Raw genomic sequence first — 20,489 nt, 5'->3', positions numbered from 1 at the left:
GCACAGCACGGAGCCACCATGCAGGGTTTGAATGAGCTGAGTTTCAAGGCTTTGCGCCTGTTCGTCGCCGTGCTCGACCACGGCAGTTTTTCTGAAGTTGCGCGGCGAGAGAGCCTTGCGCCCTCCTCCATTTCCCGGCAAATCCAGCTGATGGAACAGGCGCTCGGCCAACAGTTGCTCTATCGCCATACCCGAGCGGTCAGCCCGACCGAAGCCGGGCGCCTGCTCGGACATCACGCACGCTTGATGCTGGAACAATTGGAAAGCGCCAGCCAGGCCTTGCAGGAACAGGAAGCCGAACCCAGCGGCCTGGTGCGCATCAACGCGCCGATGGTATTTGGCCAGCGGCATCTTTCCCCCTGGCTCGGCGAGTTGTGCCGCCGCTACCCGAAATTGCAGCTGGATATCCAGCAGACCGACACCTATGTCGACCCGCTTCAAGACGGTACCGACTTGCTGTTTCGCATCGGTGTGCTCAACGACTCCGGCATGCAAGCACGCATTTTCGCGCCCCAGCGCTTTCGCATCGCCGCCAGCCCCGCCTACCTGGCGCGGCATGGCACGCCCAGCCATCCTGACGAGCTGGTTAACCACCAATGCCTGGCCTACAAGGGCATCACCGGCCAGCAGCGTTGGTTCTTCCGCCGTGATGGCAGCGACTGGACGCCCTACAGCGTCAAGGGCCCCATCACCGGCAACCACGCCGACACCCTCACCCACGCCGCCGAGCAGGGCCTGGGCCTGGTGGTGTTTCCTTCGTGGCTGATTGGCGAGGGCTTGCGCGCTGGAACCTTGCAGGCGGTGCTGACCGAATATGAGGTGGCGACCACGCTGGAACCCCAGCAGATAGCGGCGTTATGGCCGGGCAGCCGGCGCTTGTCGCTGAAGGTGCGTACGGTGATTGACTACTTTGCGGAGTGCTTCGGGGTGGTGCCTTATTGGGACAGGTAAGCGTAATGGATCGAACAGAACTTCTGTTTCATGAGGAAGTTTCCTCTGCGAGTAAGTAGGCTCGTTCTGATTTTGCGGGCCACTATTCCAGGACGGCGTCACTGCGACAGGCTTTCACCACTGACTTCTCGGAGAAATGCCATGGATGCAAAATACTTGATAATACTATTTCGCCGGAATCGACAAAGGCCCAACAAACGACTTCGGAACAAACCGTGACGATCACCGCAGATGGGTGTGAACCTGCCAACGGTGCAACTCTGGAAAAACATTCTGTTCAGCGCATTGGCGCGATGAAGGGAAAGCTATTTATTCCTGACGGATTCGACCATCCGCTACCCGGCGACATGCTCAGTACCTTCGAGGGCATGCAGTACATCGCGGGGCGGTATTTGGCTTCTGACTAAAACAACCATTGCCCGATCAACCAGGCATTCGCTCCGCTGATCACCGCAAACAAAAACCACGCCAGCAAACGCGTGGGCAAGCGGTTCACGAATGGCCCCATCAACTGTTTGTCGCCTGTCATGCGAATCAACGGGTACAGCGCAAACGGCAACTGCAGGCTGAGGACCACCTGGCTGAGAATCAGCAGTTTGCCGATGGCATCGTCGCCCATCAGCCAAACGCCGAGAAACGCCGGAATCAGCGCCAGCCCGCGGGTAATCAGGCGCCGCTGCCAGCAGGGAATTCGCAGGTTGAGGTAACCCTCCATGATCACTTGCCCGGCGATGGTGCCGGTAAAGGTCGAACTCTGTCCGGAAGCCAGCAGGGCTATACCGAACAGGATGCTGGCGAAGGCGCCGCCCACCAGAGGGTCAAGCAGGTGGTAGGCGTCCTGGATCTCGACGACGTCGGTGTGGCCGGTCTTGTAAAACGCCGCGGCAGCCAACACCAGGATCGCTGCGTTGACCAGCAGTGCCAGGGACAGCGAGCCGATAGTGTCGATGCGCGCCAGTTTGACCGCGTCCTGCTTGCTGGCCAGATCCTTCCCGATCATGCGGGTCTGCACAATGGAGGTGTGCAGGTAGAGGTTGTGAGGCATGACCGTGGCGCCGAGGATGCCGATGGCCAGGTACAACGGCGCGGCGTCGCTGATTGCCGATAACGATGGCGCAAAGCCGCTGAACACGTCCGGCCAGTACGGTTTGATCAGCACCAGCTCGATAAAGAAACACACGCCAATGGTCGCCACCAGCGCCAGCATGATCGCTTCAAGGCGGCGGAAGCCCCGGTTTTGCAGGGCCAGGATCAGCAACGTGTCGAAGGCAGTAATCACGATGCCGGTGGTCAGCGACACGCCGAGCAACAGGTGAAACGCCAGGGCGCAACCGAGCACTTCGGCAAGGTCGGTGGCGATGATGGAGATTTCCGCCAATACCCATTGGGTGCGCGAAGATCGTTTGCTGTAGCGCTCGCGGCACAGTTGCGCGAGGTCTTTGCCGGTGGCGATGCCCAGCCGCGAGCACAGACACTGCACCGCCATGCCCGCCAGGCTGGCCAGCAATACCACGAATAACAGGCTGTAGCCGTAACGCGACCCGGCTTCGATGGCCGTGGCCCAGTTGCCCGGGTCCATATAGCCGATGGAAATCAGCAGGCCTGGCCCGGCGAACATCAGCGCACGTTTGAAGAACGAGGCTTTGGGATCAACGAGCACGGAGCCGGCCACTTCGGGCGGGCAAAACGGGGCGGTGGCGATTTTCGGCAGGCTGAATTTCACGCGGTATCCCAGGCAAACACACAAGTAAGCCCGCAGCTTATCAGTCGGACGCGACCGTGCGCATCACCGTGTCCCGAGGCAAGTCAAAGGTTTCCACCACCTGCACCACCAGGTCCATCTCCTGGTTCAGTGCCTCACGCTCCATGCGCTGGCGAATCAGACCGACCACCAACACCGCCAGCGTGGTGATCGAATAGGCCGGGCCGGAAAACGCCCGCACGCCGGTGACCAACAGCATCGCCGCCGCCAGCGCCTGGCCCACCACCGGAATGGCTGTGGCGGCACCACGGCGCAGCATGAACCCGGTCAACCCCGCCAACGCCGTACCGCTCAGCGCGGCGGTGGCCGAACGGCCCACGTCGATCCGGTTGAACAGTCCTTGTTCCTTTTGCGCGGCGGCCTTGAGTTCCGCGTCGAACGCTTTGCGGTCAGCACTGCTGAGCTTGTCCCGGTACTGTTCGATCAGTTTTTCCGCGACCTGCGCCTCGATGTCCGCCAGCGCGACAGTGCCAGTGGGTTCATCGAATTTGACGCCAAGCCGACGTGCCACATCTTCGGCGATCTGGCGATAGCCCACACCATGACCACGGGCCAGGTTCATAAACGTGTCCCCGCCCATGCGTTGCAATTCGATGGCCAGCTTCAGCGGTTCACGCACATCGGCGTCAATCGACGCACTGCGCTTTTGCGCCATCAGTTCGGCGAGGAATTTCAGCTCATCGGGCCGCGCCTGCACCAGTGCCGGAAACAACTCCAGGTCTTCTTCGGCAAAACGCACTTCGGGGCTGCGCTGGTCAGAACGAATCATGCCGCGCCTCTCCTGCAACAGGTCGGTGTACTGCACGACCGTCTTCAATTGCGGCCAATACGCCGCGTGATCGAAGGTGGCCAGGTGCACATTGGTCACCTTGGCCTTGAGCGCAGGCGTGAGCGGAATCGCGTAACGCCCGATGCAGCGCTCGGCGTCCGGCTTCATCGCCAGCGCCCAGTCCTTGCTCGAATGGCAGTTGATCACCCGCCCCGCAAGCGGCGCCGACACCTCATCCCAAGCGCTCGACGTGCAAATCGCCCCACCCATCAGCAACACATTGTTCAATGGCAGTTCGCGGGCGACCTCGGGAGTGGCCAACAGACTCTTGACCAGAATGCGCGCGCCGAGGGAATGACCGATGAGGTTGATCCGCCGCACCGGCAGCGCTTCGGCGTGCAGGTAATTGGCCAGTTCGGGCAACAGGGTGCGGGCCACCTCATCTACCCGCGCCTCGACACTTTTGTAGTGGTCGAGAAAATAGGCAATCGCCTTACCCACTCCCACAGTGGCCGCGCCCAGGCCGCCACCGCCGAGCATTGAGGTGATCACCTCCTTGAACGGCGCAAACAGGTTTTCCAGAAAGTGCCCCGCCGGCCAGAACAACATCAGGTTGGTCGAGCCTTCGATACTCGCCAGTTGTGCCTTGAAGTTGCCCAGTTGCTGGCGGTTGAAAAACGCGGAGTAACCGTGAACATAGAGATTGAGCACATCCCCCTGAGGCTCGCCACACAGCAGGAACGTGGGCTTGCGGGTGCGGTGCATTTCATCCCACTGGTGTTGCATGGGTCGGTGACTCCTGGTGACGACGGACGGCGATAGTAACAAAGCATGGCTGCAAGAACGGTGAATCCTGACCGGCGTGGCTCAGAACATCGACCCCGCCCTGGATTTGGCCAGATAGCGTGCCGGCGAATCCCCGAGATTACGCCGGAACACCGCGGTAAAAGCGCTGGAGCTGCTGAACCCCAATTCGAGTGCCACTTCGGTGATGGACACACCTTGGCTGAGCCGCGCGGTCGCCTCCAGCAGGCAGACCTGCTGGCGCCAGGCGATGAAGGTCATGCCGGTATTGTCATGAAAGTGGCGGGTGAAGGTGCGCCGGCTCATGGTGGACCACTCAGCCATTTCATCAAGGGAAACCGACTGCGCAGGCGCCTCCAGAAACCGCTGGCAGGCCCGCGCCAGCCGTGGTTCGGCGGGCAACGGCGCACTGAGGGGCAACTCGGGCATGGCGCCGATTTCATCGATCAGCAACGCCAGCACGCTTTGTTGCCTGACGCTGGAGGGCTCAAGGTTGAGCGCCGCCTCCAGCAGATGCCTGAGCAACGGCGAAACTTCAAACACCTGGCAGCGCGCCTGCAGCCCGGCACGCTCGGCGGCATCTTCGTTCAAGTAAGTATTGAGCATGATCACATCCCCGCGCATGTGCATCTCGTGGGGCACGCCACCGGGCACCCAGATGGCTCTTTGGGGCGGCACCACCCAGTTGCCGAGGTCGGTAAACATCTTCAGCGCGCCGGTGGACGCATAAGCGAACTGGCCGCGCGGGTGGGTATGCCGTTCAAAAACGGTGCCGGACGGATATTCACGCAACGTGACCACGGCTTCGGGGTGGGAAGAATCAAAAGGGGAAATCATGGCCCGATAATGTCAAACCATGGCCCGGCATAGCAAGCGGGCCATTTCCGTACGCCCTAGCATGTACGGCTCTGAACCCGCTCCGGAACGTCCATGCTGAAAAAACACCTCGTCCTCGCTCTGCTCGTCACGCTGGTCTGGGGCTTGAACTTCCCCGTCACCAAACTTGGTTTACGTGAAATCGACCCCTTTGTGCTGACCGCCATCCGCTTTGCCCTCGCCGCCCTGCCCTGGGTGTTTTTTATCAAGCGCCCGACCGTCAAGTTCCGCTACGTAGCGGCTTATGGCGTGATCTTCGGGTTGGGCATGTGGGGCATTATCAACTACGGCATTCAACTCGGTGTAAGCCCCGGCATCGCTTCGCTGATCATTCAGCTCAGTGTGTTTTTCACCTTGGGTTGGGGCTATGTGCTGTTCAATGAGAAAATCCGCGCGGCCCAATGGATGGGGGCGCTGCTCGCGCTGACCGGCCTCGCGGGCATCATCGTCACCCAACAAGGCGCGGCAGCGGTGCTCGGCGTGTTGATGATCGTACTGAGCGCCGTGGCCTGGAGCGTCGGCAACGTCATCATCAAGGCCTCAGGCGTGAAGGAAATTTTCTCGTTCATGGTGTGGGCCAGTCTGTTTCCGCCGGTTCCGCTGTTGCTCATGGCCTGGTGGCTGCACGGCGACAGCGCATTCAACAACCTGCCCGCCAGCCTGGATCTCACGGCAATACTGTCGATTCTGTTTCAGGTGTACCTCGCCACGCACTTTGCGTACTGGGGCTGGAATTCGCTGCTCAAGGCTTACCCGGTTTCCACGGTGGCGCCGCTGTCGCTGTTGATTCCGGTCTTCGGAGTTGCCAGTTCGATGCTGATACTGGGTGAGCGCATTGCTACACCCAACCTGATGTTCATCGCGGTCATCATCATCGGCCTTGCCGTGGGCCTGTATCGCAAGCCGATTGTGCACACAGGTAGATAGTCATGGCATAAATCATGGATTTTGTTCACCCCACGGCTCCATTAGCCTTTGCCGAGTTTTTAACTGAACAGAGGAAACACCATGAGCACGCCCGAATTTTTTGTTACCCCCGGTTATGGCGATTACATGCGCGAACACTTGCACTATTCCCAGGCGGTGAAAGTCGGCAATCGCGTGGAAACCTCAGGCCAGGGCGGCTGGAATGACGCCTTTGAAATCCCCGCCGACATTGCCGAAGAGATCGCCCAAGCCTTCGAAAACCTGGATCGAACCCTGGCCACCGCCGGTGCGGGTTGGGAGCATGTGATTCACGTCAACTCCTACCACGTCGGCGGCTTTGCACCCGAAGTCAATGAAGCGATGGTCAAGCAATACCGCCACTACATGCCCGACCACGCGCCGATCTGGACTCAGGTCGGTGTCGAGGCGCTGGGGTTGCCGACCATGCGCGTGGAGATCCGCGTGACCGCCATTATTGGTTGACGCCAAAGGTGCGGATGACCCACTCGATAAACACCTTGAGCCTTGCGCTTTGGTGGCGATTGGGTGGGTAAAGGATATGCAGCGGCGTGGCCGGGCGTGACCAGTCCGGCAACAGACTGACCAGTTGGCCGCTGTCGATGTAGTACTGCACGATCGACCTGAAGTGCTGCCCCACGCCTAGGCCTGCAAGCAGCATTTCCTTGAGGCCGTTGCCTTCATTGGTGGAATAGGCGCACTCACCGACTTCAATCCGCTGGCCGTCTTTCTCGAAAATCAGCGGTTCGGGCCTGCCGGATCCTGCGAAGAAATAGCCGGCTTTGAGATGGTTGCCCTGCACATCCTGCGGCGATGTCGGCACACCGTGGCGCGCCAGATAGCTCGGCGCCGCGCACGTCAGGTAGTCGAGGTCAGCCACTTTGCGCCCGATCATGCCCATGTCATCGAGCTTGCCGGCGCGAATCACACAATCCACGCCCTCCCCGACGATATTCACCGCTCGGTCGCTGATGCCCAGCGCGACAGTGATGTCCGGGTACTCGCGATGAAAATCCACCAGCGCCGGGATCAACAGGCAATTGGCAAACGAAGCCGGCGCATCCACCCGCAAGTGCCCGCGCGGCTTGAGGGTTTGCCTACGAATGGCGCTGTCGACCTCATCCAGTTCGGCCACCAGGCGCCGGGCCTGACTGTAATACTCCAGCCCTTCGGACGTGGGTGCCAGCGCCCGTGTGGTGCGGTGCATCAGCTTGATGCCCAGGTAGGTTTCCAGGTCGGTAATCAGCTTGCTGACGGTGGAACGCGGCAACGCCAACTGATCGGAGGCGCGGCTGAAGGAGCCCGTGTCGACAACCCGCACGAAGGCGCGCATGGCGAGGAGTTGGTTCATAGGGGGTACCAAATGCCGTTAGTAAGCGAATTGTCGATCTTGACCTGACTATCGGCAAACGTCGCGATAATTTCCAGTTCGCCCCCATCGCACGGATTATTGTGGCGAGCGGACTTGGTGTGGCGAGCGGGCTTGCCCCGCGTTGGACTGCGCAGCAGTCCCCTATAGAGGCCGCAGCGGTGTGTCAGACATATCTGGGTGGCAGGTTTAGGGCGGCTTCGCCACCCAACGCGGGGCAAGCCCGCTCGCCACACCAAGTCCGCTCGCCACAGGAAGGCTAAGCGCGGTGACTGATGTGCAAAAAAAACCGCCCTTTCGGGCGGTTCAAAGGTGCTCGGCTTTGATCAGAAACCGAGGGAGAAACTGATGGTCATCGCGTGGTCCTTGTCGTTGCGCGAGAGCTGACCCGAGTAGCCCAGGCCCAGCTTGCCGTTCTGGCTGATCTGGTAGTCCACGCCAGCTTCCAGCACCGCGCTGTCCCTGGCGATCGGTACGCCCTGGGTGCTGAACGAAGCGCCACCATTGATGAAGGTCAGGTCGGCGTCGGGCTTGGTGTCACCGAACGCGTGACGCCAGCCGATGCTGCCCCGCGGGGTGATTTTCGAGCCGTTACCCAGGGTGATGGTCTGGCCGATGCGCACGCCCAGGGTGGAGAAGGTCACGTCCTGATCGGCATCGCCGCGCAGGGCTGCGGAACCGCCCTTCTCTTTGAGCGTGTCGCTGTCGTAGTTGACGTAGGCCAGGCCCGCGAACGGTTCCAGCGCCACACCGCCCTTCTCGATGGTGTAACCGACTTCACCGAACACTTGCGCGCTGCGCGCCTTGTAGTCAGCTTTCAGGCGTTGGCCTGCGCCGCCTACGGCTACGTCGCGTTTGCTTTCGATGTCGTGCCAGCTGTACGCCACACCCATGCGAGCGGCGAAGGCTTCCTGCTGGTAAGCGGTGTAAGCCATCAAGTGGTAGCTGTCGACGTCGGCGCTGGAACTGCGGCGCTTGGCGTCCAGGTCGCTGCGGGTGTAACCGGCCGCCACCCCGACGCGCCAGGCGTCATCCACTTGCTTGTCGGTACCGAGCAGGAAACCGCCGAGGTTGCGGTCCAGCTTGGCGGTGTTGCTGTCGCCGCCCATGTGCCCCCAAGTACCCAGCACGCGCATCCAGCCAACCATCTCGCCGTGGCAACCGGCACTGCTCAAGCGGTTTTCGCTCGGCGCCAGGCTGTTGCGCGGGTCGTCCTCGCGGTAGCAGCCGGGTTGGCGCAGACGCTCGTTGACCGCATCACGGATGTAACGCGAGTCTTCCAGCATCGCACTGGCGGTGCTGGCGTGGATCTCACCGGACAGGCTGTCGAAAGCCGCACGTGCTCCGGCCGCGTCGGAATTGAGCAGTGCATTCTGCACATCCGTACCGCCAACCGCCGCACCGCTGCCCAACGCAGCTGCAACCGCGCGTTGGTTGCGAGTGGCGGCCACGCTGGCGTAGCTGACGTTGTTACGGCTCACCGCCAGCGCCACTTGCGTCGGGCTGTAATTGAGCGAGGTATTGAGGAATGCCAGGTTCTCCAGGTTGGTGGTGTTGAACGTGCCGTTGACCACGCCGGCCGTCAGCAGGGTGTAGGTGGTCGGGCCGGCATAGGGTGCCAGGTTGACCACGTTCAAGGTGCCGCCCAGGTTGGCGGTGCCGCCCACCGCCAGGGAGCTGGCAACCGACGGGGTGATCACCAGGTTCAGCGCGCCGTCGCTGGCGTTGGTGAAGTTACCGGCCACCGTCAGCTTGCCGTTGTCAGGCGTGACCGCACCGTGGTTGACGATGGAGCCGACACTGCCGTTACCGGTCAGGCCGGCGCCGCTGGCAACCGTCACCTGCCCGCCCAGGACAGTACCGGGGTTGGCGGCGTTGCCCACTTGCAACACGCCCTGATCCACCGCCACGGTGCCGCTGAATGACTGGTTGCCGGTCAGCAACAGTGCGCCAGCGCCTTGTTTGACGATGGTTCCGGTGCCGGTCAGGTTGCCGTTGAACTGGCCGTTGTTGGCCTGCACGAACAGCAAGCGTGCATTGTTGAGGATCGAACCGCGCAGGCTGGTGGTGTTACCCGCCAGCGTACCGCCGCTCACCGTGGTGCCACCGGTGTAGGTGTTGGCGCCGGTCAGCAGCAAGGTGCCCGCATCGAGTTTGTTGATGGCGCCGGTACCGACGATCGGTGCCGACACTTCAGTGGTCACACCCGAGTTGACCCGCACCACCGCCGTGCCGGTTGGCGACAGCGTACCGCCGGCGCCTGCCGTGAGGGTGTAGCCAGCATCAAGGAACTGCAGGCCGGTGAAGCCCTGGTTGCCGACAACGGTAACGGTGCCGCCCTGCCCGCCAAACACGGCGAACTGGTTGGTCGACGCCTGGCCTTGGGTGCCGGTCGGGTCGGTCCAGTTGGTGCCGGGGCCCCAGGTGCCGCTGCCGCCCGTGATGGTGCCATCCGGGTTGGTGGTGCCGCCGTTCCAGAACTGGATTTGCCCAGGCGTGGTTTGCACCAACAGGTTCAGTTGATTGGCCAGCGAGGTTTGCAGGGACAGATTGCCAAAGCCTGTAGGCAGTGAGCCCAGGGTCAGGCCGTTGTCGGTCAAAGCGCCGCCGTAGCGGAACAGTTGGTACACGCCGATACCGAAACCGCCCGCATCGGTGACGTTAAGCGTGCCATCCAGCGTCAGGTTACCCGCCACGTTCACTGCGGTCGTGGACGCACCCGGTGCGCCCAGGGCGAAGTTCAGGTTGGTACCCGAAGACAACGCCAGCGAACCCACCGACAGCGGCGTGGCTGCTCCCGCCTTGAGGATCGAACCGTCGGCCATGCTCACCGCGCCACCCAGGGTACCGCTGCCGCCGAGGGTTGCGCCGCTGGCGACCTGTACCGCGCCGCTGTTCAAGGTGCCGTTGACGAGCAGGCTGCCGGCATTGACGTGGGTGTTGCCGGTGAACGTGTTGTTGCCGGTCAGCAGCAAGGCGCCGGTGCCGGTTTTGTTCAGCACACCGGCGCCGGTGAGGTTGCCGGTATAGGTGCCGTCAGTGGCTTGCTCGAAGGTCAGGGCCGCATTGTTGGCAATCGCCCCTTGCAAGCTATTGGCGGAACCGGTGGTGGTGCCGCCGTTCAGGGTAGTACCGCCGGTGTAGGTATTGGCGCCGGTCAGCAACAGCGCGCCGTTGCCGTTTTTGACCAGGCTGCCACTGCCGCTGACGACGCCGTTGAGGGCCAGGTCATTGCTGCCGCCCAGCGTCAGCGGGCCGCCCAGAGCAATGGCATTGGCCAGTTGCAGATTTGTGCTGCCGTCCAGTTGCGCAGCGCCGCCGACCGTCAGTGCGCCGGTGCCGAGCGCCGCATTGTTGCCGAGCACCAGCTGGCCGGCATTCAAGCCGGTGCCGCCGGTGTAGGTATTGGCGCCATTGAGGGTCAGGGTTGCCGCGCCTTTTTTCAGCAGGCTGCCTGCCCCGCTGATGTCACCATTGAGGGTCAGCGCATTGCTGCCGCCAATCGCCAGGGCGCCATTGAGGACCGCAGCGTTGCCCAGGGTTACGGCGACGTTGCTGTCCAGCGTGGTGCCATCGGCGGCGGTGAGCGCGCCTGTACCGAGTGCACTGTTATTGCCGACCACCAATGTGCCGCCGTTGAGCGCCGTACCGCCGGTGTAGGTATTGGTGCCGTTGAGTACCAGCGTACCGGTGTCGAGCTTGGCCAATGTACCGGCGCCGGCCAGGGTGACGCCGAGGGTGGCGGTGGCATTCGGATCAACGCGAACCGCCGTATTGCCGGTGCCACCGTTCACCAGGTTGAGTACACCTGCCGTGCCGGAGGCCAGGTTGTAGCCGTCGGTGACGAACTGCATGCCCGTGATGTTTTGCGTGCCGTCCACACTCACGTTGCCCGCCGCGCCCTGGAACACCGCGAAACTGTTGTTCCAGTTCTGGTTGAGCGTGCCGTCGACGTTGGTCCAGTTGGTCAGCCCGCTGCCCCAGGTGCCGTTGCCGCCTTCAATGGCGCCGTTGCCGATCAGGCTGCCGCCGTCCCAGAACTGCACAGTGGTGTTGGGTGCAGTGACCAGCAGGTTGACCTTGTTGGAGATAGCGGTCTGCACTTGCAGGTCGCCCGGGATCACACTGCCCGGCAAGGTGCCGAGGGTCAGGCCATTGTCAGTCAGCGCCCCGGTGTAGTTGATGATGTTGTAGACGCCGCTGCCAAATCCGCCGATATCGGTGACGTTGAGGTTGCCGTCCAGGGTCAGGTTGCCGCCCACATTCAGCAGCCCGCTGCCACCGCCGACCACGGGAGTGCCAAGGCCCACGTCCAGGTTGGCGTTGGCGCCGAGTACCAGTGAGCCTACCGACAAGGTGCTGCCGGAGCTCAGGCCGATATGACCACCGTCGGCCACGGTGACAGCGCCGGCCACAGAACCGGCACCGGTCAGCGTCCCGCCGTTGTTGACCGCCACCGTGCCGCTGGCCAGCGAACCGCCGACATTCAAGGTGCCGCCATTGACGTTGGCCGCGCCGGTGATGCCGTTCACCCCGCTCAGATTGAGGGTGCCCGTGCCGTTTTTATCCAGGTTGCCCGCGCCGTTCAATGCTCCCGCGAAGGTGTTGTTCAGGTTGCTGCCACCTACGGCCAGTGTGTTGCCGCCCGCCACTTGAACCACGCCGTTGCCGGCCAGCGTATTGAGACTGGCATTGCCACCCAGGTTCAGGCTGGCGCCTGTGCCCACGGTGACGCCCGACGTGTTGCCCAGTGCGCCGTTACCCACGGTGGTGAGGCTGCCGCCTGCTACGTTCAATGGCCCGGTGAAGGTGTTGTTGCCAGTGAGCAGCAGGTCTGCCGCACCGTTTTTGATCAACGCCGCGTTGCCGGCCAGTACACCGGCGAGGGTCAGGTTGTTGTTGCCGGCCAGGGTCAGATCAGCATTGAGATTGACGGCGTTGGCCAGTACCAGCGGCACGCTGTTGTCCAGCGTACCCGCCCCCGCGACGGTCAAGGCGCCCGAGCCCAGGCCCGCGGCATTGCCGACGGTCAGGGTGCCGGCATTGAGGGTGCTGCCGCCGCTGTAGGTGTTGGCACCATTGAGCGTCAGGTTGGCGTTGCCGTTCTTGATTAGCGAGCCTGTTCCATCCACCACGCCGTTCAGGCTCAGGTCGTGGGTGCCGCCCACAGTCAGTGCCGCATTCAGGGTGGCGTTATTGGCCAGGGCCACGGCGCTGCCGGTGTCCAGCGTTGCAGCACCATTGACGGTCAGGTTGCCGCTGCCCAGGGCGGCGGCGTTACCCAGCGTCAAGGCACCTGCATTCAACTGGGTGCCGCCCAGGTAACCATTCGCACCGTTGAGCGTCAGGTTGCCCGCCCCGCTCTTGGTCAGGCTGCCGACGCCGTTGACCAGGCCATTGAGGGTCAGGTCGGCGGTGCCGAGAATCCCCAGGTTGCCCGCCAGGTTCAACGTGTTGGCCAGGGTCACGGGTGCAGTGTTGTCGAGGGTGGTACCGGCGGCGGCGTTCAGCGCACCTGCACCCAGCGCGGTGCTGGTGCCCACAATCAGCCCGCCAGCGTTCAATGCCGTCGGCCCGGTGTAGGTGTTGTTGCCATTCAGGGTCAGGTTGGCGATGCCGTTTTTGATCAGGCTGCCGGCGCCTGCCACGGTGCCTGCCAGGGTCAGCGCGTTGGTGCCGCCGATCGTCAGCGCACCGTTGACGTTCACCCCGTTGGCCAGGCTCACCGCAGCGTTGCTGTCCAGGGTAGTGCCGTTGGCAGTGGTCAATACACCGCTGCCCAACGCACTGTCATTGCCGACCACCAGCGTCCCGCCATTGAGCGCGGTACCGCCGGTGTAGGTGTTGACCCCGTTGAGCACCAGCGTACCGGCATCGAGTTTGGCCAGGGTGCCGCCGCCATTGAGGGATACGCCCAGTGTGGCAGTGACGTTGGGATCGACCCGCACGGCGGTGTTGCCGCCGGTACCGTTGAACAGGGTCAAGGCCCCCGCCGTTCCGCCCGCCACGTTATAGCCGTCGGTGACGAACTGCAGGCCGGTGATGGCTTGCGCGCCGTCCACGGTGACGGTGCCCGCCGTGCCCTGGAAGATCGCAAAGCTGTTGGGTACCCAGGCCGCATTGAACGCACCGTTTACACCGGTCCAGTTGGTGCTGCCGGTTGTCCAGGTACCGTTGCCGCCGTCGATGGCGCCATTGCCGGTGGTCTGGCTGCCGTCCCAGAACTGAATATTGGTGTTGCCGTTGACCAGCAGGTTGACCTGGTTGCCGATGGCGGTTTGCAGGTCAAGGTCGGCCGCCGGGATGTTCACCGGCAGGCTGCCCAATTGCAGGCCATTGTTGGTCAGGCCACCGGTGTAGTCGATCAGCCGATAGATGCCGGCGCCGAAGCCGCCGATATCGCTGATGTTCAGAGTGCCGTCCAGAGTCAGGTTGCCGCCCACGTTGATCAATGCGGTACCGCCTGTGGAAGGTGCGCCGAGGCCCGCGTCCAGGTTGGAATTGGCATTGAGCACCAGCGAGCCGACGCTCAGGGTATTGCCGGAGTTGACGGCCAGATGGCCGCCATCCGCGATCGTCACATTGCCCAGCACCGCGCCGGTGCCGCCGAGCGTGGCACCGCTGCCGACTGCGACAGTGCCGCTGGCCAGCGAGCCATTGACCAGCAGGCTGCCCGCGTTGACTTGTGTGTTGCCGGTCAACAGGCTGATGCCGGTCAGGGTCAAGGCGCCGTTGCCGTCTTTGGCAAAGTTGCCAAGGCCGGCCAGCACGCCGCCGAAGGTGCTGTCGAGGTTATTGCCGCCCACGCTCAAGGTGCTGCCGGTACCGATTGTCGCCAGCCCGCTGCCGGTGAGCACCCCCAGGCTGGCCGAGCCGCCCAGGTTCAGGGCTGCACCGTTCGCCAGGTTGACCCCGGCGCCAACGCCCAGCGCGCCGTTGCCCAGGGTGGTGAGGCTGCCGGATTGCACATCGAACACGCCGCTGAAGGTGTTGTTGCCGGTCAGGGCCAGGTCTGCGGTACCGGTTTTGATCAGGCTTGCGGCGCCGGACAGCACGCCTGCCAGTGTCAGATTATTGTTGAGGCCGCCCACGGTCAGGTTGGCATTGGCGTTGACTGCATTGGCCAATACCAGCGGTGTACTGTTGTTCAGCGTCGCCGCGCCGCCGACCGTCAACGCGCCAGTGCCCAGCGCGGCTGCGGTGCCCAAGGTCAGGGTGCCCGCATTGAGTGTGGTGCCGCCCTGGAAGGTATTGATGCCATTGAGCGTCAGGTCGGCCGCGCCGTTTTTGACCAGCGCGCCGGTGCCGCTGATCAGGCCGCCCAGCGTCAGGTCATTGTTGCCCGCCGCCGTCAGGCTGGCGTTCAGGATGACGCCGTTGCCGACCGTCAGCGCCGCGCTGTTGTCCAGGCTCGCCGCCCCGCCGACGGTCAAATTGCCCAGCCCCAGTGCTGCGTTGTTGCCGATGGTCAAGCTGCCGGCATTCAACGTCGTGCCACCGAGGAAGGCGTTGGCGCCATTGAGGGTCAGGTTGGCCGTGCCGTTTTTGGTCAGGCTGCCTGCCCCATTGATGGCGCCGCTCAGGGTCAGGTCGGCCGTGCCGCCAATGCCCAGATTACCGGCAAGGTTGATGGCATTGCTGACGGTAGTCACCGCCGTGGCGTCCAGCGTCGTAGCGTTGGCCGCATTCAACACGCCACTGCCGAGCGCCGAATTGGACGCCAGGATCAGCCCGCCCGCGTTCAACGCCACCGGGCCGAGGAAGGTGTTGTTGCCGCCAAGGGTGAGGTTGGCCGCGCCGTTTTTGATCAGGCCGCCCACGCCGCCAATCGCGCCATTAAGGGCCAGTGCATTGCTGCCGCCGATGTTCAGGTTGCCGTTGAGGGTCACGCCATTGGTGAGCGTTGCTGCGGTATTGCTGTCCAGCGTCGTACCGGCAGCTGCCGTCAGCGCACCGCTGCCCAGCGCCGCATCGCTGCCCACCACCAGGGTGCCGCCGTCCAGTTGGGTACCGCCGCTATAGGTGTTGTTGCCACCGAGCACCAGGGTGCCAGCATCGACTTTGTTGATCAGCCCGGTACCGTCGATATTCACGCCAAGGGTGCCGGTGACGCCCGGGTCCACGCGCACTGTCGTGACACCGCCCCCATTGTTGACCGCCGTCAACACGCCGCCCGTGCCATTGACCAGGTTGTAGCCATCGGTGACGAATTGCAGCCCGGTGAAGGCTTGCGCGCCATCTACCGTCACCGTGCCCGCCGTGCCCTGGAACACCGCAAAACCACCGCCCCACGTTTGATTGGTGTTGCCATCGGCGGATGTCCAGTTGGTGCCAACGCCGGTCCAGGTCCCCGTACCGCCATTGACGATGCCGTCAGGCAGTGTGTTGCTGCCATCCCAGAAGCGGATGTTCGGCGCAGACACCACCAGGTTGACCTGGTTGCCTACCGAGGTCTGGACCAACAGGTCGCCCAGGCCAAAACCGGTTGGCGCCGTGGCCACGTTGAGGCCACCACTGAGCGCCCCGGTGTAGTTGATCAGTCGATACACACCGACACCAAAACCGCCGGCATCGGTGACATTCAGGTTACCGGCCAGGGCGACGTTGCCGCCCACATTCAGCAAGGAAGTGGTCGACGGTGCGCCCAGGGCCACGTCCATGTTCGAACCGGCATTGAGGGTCAAACTGCCGGCCGACAGCGTGTTGCCGCTGCTCAGCGCCAGGTGCCCGCCGCTGTTGACATTGACTGCGCCCAACAGCGAACCGGTGCCGGTCAGGGTGCCGCCGGTATTGACGTTAACCAGGTTGCTGGCCAGCGAGCCGCTGAGGTTCAGCGTGCCGCCGTTGATTGCCGTATTGCCGGTCAGGCCATTGATGCCGGTGAGGTTGAGGGTGCCGGTACCGACCTTGATCAAACCGCCTGCGCCGTTGAGGTCGCCGTCAAAAGTGCTGGTGGTGTTGACCCCGCCGATGGTGAGGTTCGTGCCGCCCCCCAACTGCACGCCACCCGCGCCACTCAGGCCCGCCAGGCTGGCATCGACGCCCAGATTCAGCGAAGCGCCGGCACTGACGTTGGCGCCGGAACTGCCACCCAGTGCATTGGCACTGGCCAACGTGACGCTGCCGGAGAGCACATCGACGGCCCCGGTGAAGGTGTTGTTGCCGCTCAGGGTCAAATCACCCAGGCCATTTTTGATCAGGCCACCGGTGCCGCTCACAACACCGCCAAGGTTGAGGTTGTTATTGCCCGCGAGGGTCAGGTTGGCATTCAGCGCAATGGTGTTGCCCAGGGTGAAGGCTGCACTGTTGTCCAGCGTAGCGGCGCCATCGACGCTCAAGGCACCGCTGCCGAGTGCGCCTGCCGAACCGAGGGTCAGGCTGCCCGCATTGAGCGTTGTACCGGCGCTGAAGGTGTTCACGCCGTTGAGTGTCAGGTTGCCAACCCCGTTTTTGGTCAAGGTACCCGCGCCGCTGATCACACCGCCGAGGGTCAGGTCATTGGTACCTCCCACACTCAAGCCCGCGTTGAGGTTGACGTTATTGCCCAGCGTCACCGCGGCATTGCTGTCGAGGATTGCGGCGCCGCCAATGGTCAGGTTGCCCAGGCCCAGGGCCGCGTTGCTGCCCACTGTCAGGGTGCCTGCGTTGAGGGTGGTGCCGCCCAGGAAATTATTGGCGCCGCTGAGGATCAGGTTGGCCGCGCCGTTTTTGGTCAGGCTGCCGGCGCCATTGATCGCACCGGTAAGGCTTAAGTCTGCGCTGCCGCCAACCCCCAGGTTGCCGGCGAGGTTGACGGCGTTGTTCAGGCTGACGTTCGCATTGGCGTCCAGGGTCGTTCCCGCTGCCGCGTTCAATGCACCCGACCCCAACGCCGTGGCAGACCCCACCACCAACTTGCCCGCGTTCAGCGCCGTATTGCCAAAATAGGTATTGGCGCCATTGAGCACCAGATCGGCCGAGCCATTCTTGATCAGACCGCCCACACCGGCCACCACGCCGCCCAGCGTCAACGCGTTGCTGCCGCCCAGGGTCACGCTGCCGCCCAGGTTGACGTTATTGCCCAGGCTGGCGGCGATGCTGGCATCCAGCGTGGTACCGTTTGACGCGTTCAACACGCCCGTGCCCAGCGCCGTATTGGAGCCGACTTGCAGCGTACCGGCGTTCAGTGCGGTGGAGCCGGTGTAGGTGTTGGCGCCGTTGAGGTTGAGCGTCGAAGCACCGGTTTTGATCAAATTGGCGGCGCCACTGATGACACCCCCGAGCGTCAGCGGGTTCGCGCCGCCTGCCGTCAGGTTGGCATTCAGCGCAATCGCATTGTTGATCGCAAGATTGGCGTTGGTGTTCAACGTGCCCGCGCCCGCCACGGTCAGGGCTCCCGTGCCCAGCGCAGCTGCGTTGCCCAGGGTGAGCGTGCCGGCATTCAGCGTGGTACCGCCCAGGAAAGTGTTGGCACCGTTGAGAGTGACGGCCGCTACACCGTTCTTGATCAGCGCCGCTGCGCCGTCGATTACGCCGCCAAGCGTCAGCCCGTTCGCGCCGGCCAGGGTCAGGTTGGCGCCGAGGTTGATGGCATTGGCCAGGCTGACGCCACCGCTGTTGTCCAGGGTTGCCGCGCCCGTGACGCTCAGCGCGCCGGTGCCGAGGGCCGCGTTATTGCCGGCGTTCAAGGTGCCGCTGTTCAAAAGGGTGCCGCCAGCGAAGGTATTGGCGCCGCCCAGTGTCAGCGACGAGGCGCCGTTTTTGGTCAGGCCGCCACTGCCGCTGATGACGCCGCCCAGCCCCAGGTTCTGGCTACCGACAAGGTTCAAATTGCCCGCCAGGTTCAGGCCGTTATTGACGATCAGCGCGCCGGTGGTGTCCAGCGTGGTCCCGGCAGCGGCGTTCAAGGTACCGCCCACACCCAGCGCGGTATTGTTGCCGAGCACCAACGTCCCCGCGTTCAGGTTGGTATTGCCGGTGAACGTATTGGCACCATTGAGCGTCAACGTGGCCGTACCGTTTTTGGTCAGGCCGCCAACGCCCGAAATCACGCCTCCCAGGCCCAATGCCTGTGAACCGCCGAGGGTCAGCGCGCCAGCCAGGTTGACGGCGTTGGCCAGGTTGACGGCAGTGCTGGCGTCCAGCGAAGTCCCGGCGGCGGCATTCAATGCGCCGGTGCCCAGTGCCGATGCGGAGCCGACGATCAGGCCACCGCCATTGAGTGAAGTGGTGCCTGTACGCGTGTTGTTGCCGGTCAGGGTCAACAGGCTTGCACCGGTTTTGACCAGGCTGCCGGCCCCCGACATCACGCCGCTGAGGGTCAGCGGGTTGGTGCCGGTCAGGGTCAGGGTATTGGTCAGGGTCACGTTATTGCTCAGTGCTGACGCCCCGCCGCCATCCAGGCTGGCAGCGCCCGTCACGTTCAGGGCGCCGGTGCCCAGGGCACTGTTATTGCCCAGCACCAACGTGCCGGCCCCCAGGCCGGTGGTGCCGCTGTAACCCGTGTTGACGCCGTTGAGGGTCAGGCTGCCCGCACCTGTTTTGGTGAGGTTGGATGCGCCGGTCAGCACGCCTCCCAGCGTCAGGGCGCCGGCGCTGTTGGCCGTTAACGTAGCGTTGAGATTGAGTGCGTTGGCCAGGTTGATCGTTCCGGGCGCGCTTAACGTCGTTGCCCCGCCGATGGTGACCGCGCCGGTACTGAAGGCCTGGTTGTTACCCAACTGCACCGTGCCGCCGTTGAGCGTGGTAGTGCCGGTATAGGTGTTGGCGGCACCGAGCGCCAATTGGCCGGAGCCGATTTTGGTCAAACCACCGCTTCCGGAAATGACACCGGACAATGTTGTGCCATTAATGCCCTGAACGGTCAGGCCGCCGGCCCCCAGAGTGACCAGGTTGCCAATGTTCAAGCCGGCGTTGCTGGCCTGGATGATCCCGCCATTGGAGGTCAGCACGCCGCTGCCGAACGCCTGGTTGTCATTGTATTGCGCTACGCCGCCGTTGAGCGTCGTGCTGCCGCTGACCAATGGCCCTTGCAGGGTCCAGGTACCGCTGTTGATCGTCAGGTTGTTGAAGTTGACGTAAGTGGCACTCGATGCCGTGCCGGTGCCCGTGGTACCGCCGCCGACACCGAGCGGGTTTTGCAGGACCAGCGTGTTGGTGCCAGCCGCCCCGCCGTCAATCGTGCCGGTCGGTGCGAAGGTCAGGTTGATGCCGATCAAGCCGCCAAGGCCGACGGAAATCTGCACGCCATCCCCCACGTTGACACTTGAGCCGGTAATCGCATTGAAGGTGTTGGTACTCCCCGCCCCCATCGAAACGCCGCCGGTGATGGAACCGGCGTTGGTAAAGGTGTTGCCTGCCACAGAGCTTTGGAACGCCACCCGCCCATTGATGGTACCGGTGCTGCTGTTGGTCATGTTGACTTGCGAGCCACCGTAAACACCCACCACGGGCGTATCGGCCAGCGTGATGCCGCCGACGGAAAGCCCGGTGGAAGTAATGGTGCCGTCGTTGATGATGGTGGTGGTGCCCGTCGCCGCATTGTTGACGCCGATACCCAGGCCGTCGACGCTCGTCAGGTTAAGCCCGAGCAGCATGCCGGTGCCGCGGATGAGCCCGGTGACATTGTTCGCCACATTGATGGTACCGGCGGCACCCGTGCCGAGAAACGCACCGCCACTCAATATCGACACCAGCCCCAGGAGGGCCGGGTCCAGCGTCCCGGAGTTGTTGAGGTTGACGTTGGCCCCGGTGAGGTTGATGACTTTGCCGCCCAGCGTCGCATTCATCTGCGCGCCATTGGTCACGTTGACGGTGAGGCCGCTGGTGGCGCTGGAGTAATCGTTGAGGAACAGTGGAAGGGTCGGTACGCCGGAGCAGGTGATGGTTGAACCGGCCGCCGAGCATGTGGCCAGTGCCTCTGGACTCGCCAACCCCACCAGCACCCCCACGATGCCCAAACGGATCGCCATGTTCAGAGGGGAAATACGAGAAATACCGGCAGCCGCAAGTCTTCTATCCACGTTCAACTCCTT

9 protein-coding genes are annotated in these 20,489 nt (G+C 63.3%); 4 read left to right on the top strand and 5 right to left on the bottom strand.

What is annotated here, in order from left to right; all coding sequences use genetic code 11:
• Window positions 1-18 precede the first annotated feature (18 nt).
• Together ATI14_RS20290 and ATI14_RS20285 are read left to right on the top strand one after the other, a co-directional pair.
• Window positions 19-951, top strand: a complete 933-nt coding sequence (locus tag ATI14_RS20290; protein ID WP_016974545.1) for a LysR family transcriptional regulator — start codon at window positions 19-21, stop codon at window positions 949-951.
• A 215-nt stretch (window positions 952-1,166) separates the two neighbouring features.
• Window positions 1,167-1,358, top strand: coding sequence for a hypothetical protein (locus ATI14_RS20285; protein WP_042918823.1), 192 nt, complete (start codon window positions 1,167-1,169; stop codon window positions 1,356-1,358).
• Here the strand turns inward: ATI14_RS20285 and ATI14_RS20280 are convergent.
• From ATI14_RS20280 to ATI14_RS20270, 3 genes are all read right to left on the bottom strand, one after another.
• Window positions 1,355-2,674, bottom strand: coding sequence for an Nramp family divalent metal transporter (locus ATI14_RS20280; protein ID WP_016974547.1), 1,320 nt, complete (start codon window positions 2,672-2,674; stop codon window positions 1,355-1,357). The two genes, ATI14_RS20285 and ATI14_RS20280, sit on opposite strands and share 4 nt — an antisense overlap.
• A gap of 40 nt (window positions 2,675-2,714) precedes the next feature.
• Window positions 2,715-4,268 carry a DUF726 domain-containing protein gene (locus tag ATI14_RS20275; protein ID WP_016974548.1) on the bottom strand — a complete coding sequence of 518 codons (1,554 nt, stop codon included), beginning with the start codon at window positions 4,266-4,268 and terminating at the stop codon, window positions 2,715-2,717.
• 81 nt (window positions 4,269-4,349) lie between these two features.
• Window positions 4,350-5,123, bottom strand: coding sequence for an AraC family transcriptional regulator (locus ATI14_RS20270; protein ID WP_016974549.1), 774 nt, complete (start codon window positions 5,121-5,123; stop codon window positions 4,350-4,352).
• Window positions 5,124-5,216: 93 nt separating this feature from the next.
• On the opposite strand from ATI14_RS20270, the gene ATI14_RS20265 reads away from it, so the two are divergent.
• Together ATI14_RS20265 and ATI14_RS20260 are read left to right on the top strand one after the other, a co-directional pair.
• Complete coding sequence (locus ATI14_RS20265) at window positions 5,217-6,089, top strand: amino acid metabolite efflux pump (RefSeq protein WP_016974550.1); 873 nt, start codon at window positions 5,217-5,219, stop codon at window positions 6,087-6,089.
• 81 nt (window positions 6,090-6,170) lie between these two features.
• Window positions 6,171-6,572: a RidA family protein gene (locus ATI14_RS20260; protein WP_016974551.1), complete on the top strand. Its 402-nt coding sequence runs from the start codon at window positions 6,171-6,173 to the stop codon at window positions 6,570-6,572.
• Here ATI14_RS20260 and ATI14_RS20255 read toward each other — a convergent pair.
• The gene (locus ATI14_RS20255; protein WP_016974552.1) at window positions 6,562-7,458 is read right to left on the bottom strand and encodes a LysR family transcriptional regulator; all 897 of its coding nucleotides are present in this window, start codon (window positions 7,456-7,458) and stop codon (window positions 6,562-6,564) included. The genes ATI14_RS20260 and ATI14_RS20255 overlap by 11 nt on opposite strands.
• Window positions 7,459-7,802: 344 nt before the next feature.
• On the bottom strand, window positions 7,803-20,477 hold the full coding sequence (locus tag ATI14_RS20250; RefSeq protein ID WP_231124377.1) for an autotransporter-associated beta strand repeat-containing protein: 12,675 nt from the start codon (window positions 20,475-20,477) through the stop codon (window positions 7,803-7,805).
• Between the last annotated feature and the right edge of the window lie 12 nt (window positions 20,478-20,489).

The organism is Pseudomonas tolaasii NCPPB 2192 (assembly GCF_002813445.1).
Classification (GTDB): Bacteria; Pseudomonadota; Gammaproteobacteria; order Pseudomonadales; family Pseudomonadaceae; genus Aquipseudomonas; species Aquipseudomonas tolaasii.
This window is presented reverse-complemented; position numbering and strand designations above follow the sequence as displayed.

What these genes read in the sequence shown, in the direction of transcription:
- ATI14_RS20290 (WP_016974545.1), top strand. Translation starts at nt 19, where the DNA reads ATGCAGGGTTTGAATGAGCTGAGTTTCAAGGCTTTGCGCCTGTTCGTC.
- ATI14_RS20265 (WP_016974550.1), top strand. Translation starts at nt 5,217, where the DNA reads ATGCTGAAAAAACACCTCGTCCTCGCTCTGCTCGTCACGCTGGTCTGG.
- ATI14_RS20270 (WP_016974549.1), bottom strand. Translation starts at nt 5,123, where the DNA reads ATGATTTCCCCTTTTGATTCTTCCCACCCCGAAGCCGTGGTCACGTTG.
- ATI14_RS20275 (WP_016974548.1), bottom strand. Translation starts at nt 4,268, where the DNA reads ATGCAACACCAGTGGGATGAAATGCACCGCACCCGCAAGCCCACGTTC.
- ATI14_RS20260 (WP_016974551.1), top strand. Translation starts at nt 6,171, where the DNA reads ATGAGCACGCCCGAATTTTTTGTTACCCCCGGTTATGGCGATTACATG.
- ATI14_RS20255 (WP_016974552.1), bottom strand. Translation starts at nt 7,458, where the DNA reads ATGAACCAACTCCTCGCCATGCGCGCCTTCGTGCGGGTTGTCGACACG.